The following is a 2,888-nucleotide window of genomic DNA, read 5'->3' as shown; positions in this document are numbered from 1 at the left end:
AAGCCCGGCCACGACGACGCTGAGAGTGGCTTCGATCCCATCTGTCGCAGCGCGGCGTCCTGATCTAACTCTGGCCGAGGATCTTCTTTGCGGCGCGAAGATGCGGCTTGTCGATCATCTGGCCGTCGAGGCGCAGCGTGCCGGAGTTCGGATTGCTCGCGAACGCCGCGATCACCTTCTCGGCCCAATTGCGCTCGGCTTCGGTCGGCTCGAACGCCGCGTTGACCACGTCGACGTGCTTGGGATGGATCAGCGCTTTCGCCGAGAAACCGTCACGCCGCGCCGCGCGCGTTTCCTGTTCGAGTCCGGTGAGATTGTCGATGTCGGTATAGACGGTGTCGATCGGCGCGACCTCGGCCGCGGCGGCCGCCATCAGGCAGAGATCGCGGGCCAGACGATAAGGGCTGTGGAACACGCCGCCCGCCGCTTTCTCAGTCGCGCCGAGCGAGGCCGAGAGATCTTCCGCGCCCCACATCAGGCCCGCGAGGCGAGGAGAGCAGCCCTTGTAGCTGCCGAGCCCGAAGATCGAAGCTGCGGTTTCGGTCGCGACGCAGACGATGCGTGTTGAGCCAATGGCGATACCAGCCGCAGCTTCCAAAGCTTCCAGCCAGGTCGCGACCTGTCGCACGTCGTCGCCGCCCTGCGATTTCGGCAGCACGATGCCGTCGGGCTGGCCCGGAATCACCGCGGCAAGGTCGGCGAGCGTCATGCCGGTGTCGAGCGCGTTGACGCGGACATAGAGCTGGTGGGGCTTGTTGCGGCCCTTCAGCATCGTCAGCGTCAACCCGCGCGCCTCCGGCTTCTTGTCGGTGACGACGGAATCTTCGAGATCGATGATCAGCGCGTCGGCGTTGCCTTCGCTGGCCTTCTCGAATTTGCGCGGGGAGTCGCCCGGCACGAACAGCATCGAACGCATCAGACCGGCCTCTTGTGCATCATCGCCATGCGGCGGCATTTGCCGACGATCTCGTCGTTCTGGTTGAGAGCGTGGTGCTCGAACTCGACGATGCCCGCCTTGGGGCGCGATTTGGATTCCCGCAACGAAAGCACCTTTGTCGTCGCCCGCAGCGTATCGCCATGGAAGACCGGTTTCGGAAAAGTGACGTCCGTCATGCCGAGATTGGCAACGGTGGTCCCCATGGTCGTATCATAGACCGTCATGCCCATCATGATGCCGAGGGTGTAAAGGCTGTTGAAAATGCGCTGGCCGAACTCGGTCTGGGCCGAAAAATGTGCGTCGATGTGCAGCGGCTGCGGATTGAGCGTCAGCAGGCTGAACAGGGTGTTGTCCATCTCCGTGACGGTCCGCGTCAGGGGATGCCTGAACTCCTGGCCCACCGAAAACTCCTCGAAATAAAGTCCGGCCATCGCGGTTTCCTCCCTGCGAAATAACGGCGCGCTCGCATCCTCGCGCCGCATGACCCTATGCATGCTACACACAGTTGATAGGGAAATTCACGTATCTGTACCCTGCTTTTCAAGTTAAAGAACGCAAGCGAAGGCACGTTCGGGCGCACCAATCCGCCACGGCCTTCGCGTGGGGAACGCGACGAGGGGGAGATTGCGCGTTCGCTTCTCCCAAGAAGGAGATCAAGAATATGGATTTCGCGCTCACCGCTCAGCAGGAAGCCATTCGCGACGCCGTCGCAAAGGTTTGCGAAGACTTTCCCGACGCCTATTGGCTGAAGAAGGACCACGACGGCGGCTTCCCGCACGACTTTCACAAGGCCATGGCGGACGCCGGCTGGCTCGGCATCTGCGTGCCGGAGGAATATGGCGGCTCCGGCCTCGGCATCACCGAAGCCGCGATTATGATGCGCGCCATCGCGGAATCCGGCGCCGGCATGTCCGGCGCCTCCGCGGTGCACATCAACGTGTTCGGTCTCAATCCCGTGGTCGTGTTCGGCACCGAGGAACAGCGCAAGCGCATGCTGCCGCCGATGGTCGAGGGCCGCGAGAAGGCCTGCTTTGCCGTGACCGAGCCTAACACCGGCCTCAACACCACCCAGCTCAAGACCCGAGCGGTGGCCAAGAACGACCGCTATATCGTCAACGGCCAGAAGGTGTGGATCTCCACCGCGCAGGTCGCGCACAAGATCCTGCTGCTGGCGCGCACCACGCCGCTGGAGGACGTGCGCTCGCCGACGCATGGGCTGAGCCTGTTCTATACGGACTTCGACCGCAACAGGATCAAGGTCCACGAGATCGAGAAGATGGGCCGCAAGGTCGTCGATTCCAACGAGCTGTTCTTCGAGGACTTTGAAATCCCGATGGAGGATCGCATCGGCGAAGAGGGCAAAGGCTTCCAGTACATCCTCGAAGGCATGAACCCCGAGCGCATTCTCATCGCCGCGGAAGCCGTCGGCCTCGGCAAGCTCGCGCTGTCGCGCGCGACCGAATACGCCAAGACCCGCGTGGTGTTCAACCGGCCGATCGGCAAGAACCAGGGCATTCAGCATCCGCTGGCTGTAAACTGGGTCGAGCTCGAGGCGGCCTGGTTGATGGTGATGTCGGCGGCCTGGCAATACGACAAGGGCATGCCTTGCGGTGGCGCCGCCAATGCCGCGAAATACATTGCGGGTGAGGCCGGATATCACGCCTGCGAGCAGGCGGTGATGACCCATGGCGGTTTTGGCTATGCCAAGGAGTTTCACGTCGAGCGTTACTTGCGTGAAGTTCTGATTCCGCGCATCGCGCCGGTCAGCCCGCAGCTTGCGCTGAGCTTCATCGCGGAAAAGGTGCTTGGACTGGCCAAGTCATACTAAGCTCGAACACGTACCATTGCCGGGCGCCGCGATATTCGCGCCCGATCACCGTGACGCGCTACGGCAGAGCTATTCGGCCGCGATCCGGTCCATCGCCATGGCCCGAAGCCGGGCGCGCTGGAT

General features: G+C 62.7%; 3 protein-coding genes. 1 reads left to right on the top strand and 2 read right to left on the bottom strand.

Annotated elements, in window-relative coordinates; genetic code table 11:
- Positions 1 to 64: 64 nt before the first annotated feature.
- A complete protein-coding gene (locus IVB32_RS18370) occupies positions 65 to 916 on the bottom strand; it encodes a CoA ester lyase (protein WP_162496395.1) in 852 nt (283 codons plus the stop codon).
- Positions 916 to 1,419 (bottom strand): MaoC family dehydratase, encoded by a 504-nt coding sequence (locus IVB32_RS18365; RefSeq protein ID WP_346348202.1) that lies wholly within the window; start codon positions 1,417 to 1,419, stop codon positions 916 to 918. Before IVB32_RS18365 ends, IVB32_RS18370 begins: the two co-directional genes overlap by 1 nt.
- A 179-nt stretch (positions 1,420 to 1,598) precedes the next feature.
- Between IVB32_RS18365 and IVB32_RS18360 the strand changes: the two genes are divergently transcribed.
- Positions 1,599 to 2,765 carry an acyl-CoA dehydrogenase family protein gene (locus tag IVB32_RS18360; protein WP_007613843.1) on the top strand — a complete coding sequence of 389 codons (1,167 nt, stop codon included), beginning with the start codon at positions 1,599 to 1,601 and terminating at the stop codon, positions 2,763 to 2,765.
- The last annotated feature ends 123 nt before the right edge of the window (positions 2,766 to 2,888 follow it).

Origin of the sequence: Bradyrhizobium sp. 23 (assembly GCF_023073295.1) — a bacterium.
Lineage (GTDB): Bacteria > Pseudomonadota > Alphaproteobacteria > Rhizobiales > Xanthobacteraceae > Bradyrhizobium > Bradyrhizobium canariense_D.
This window is presented reverse-complemented; position numbering and strand designations above follow the sequence as displayed.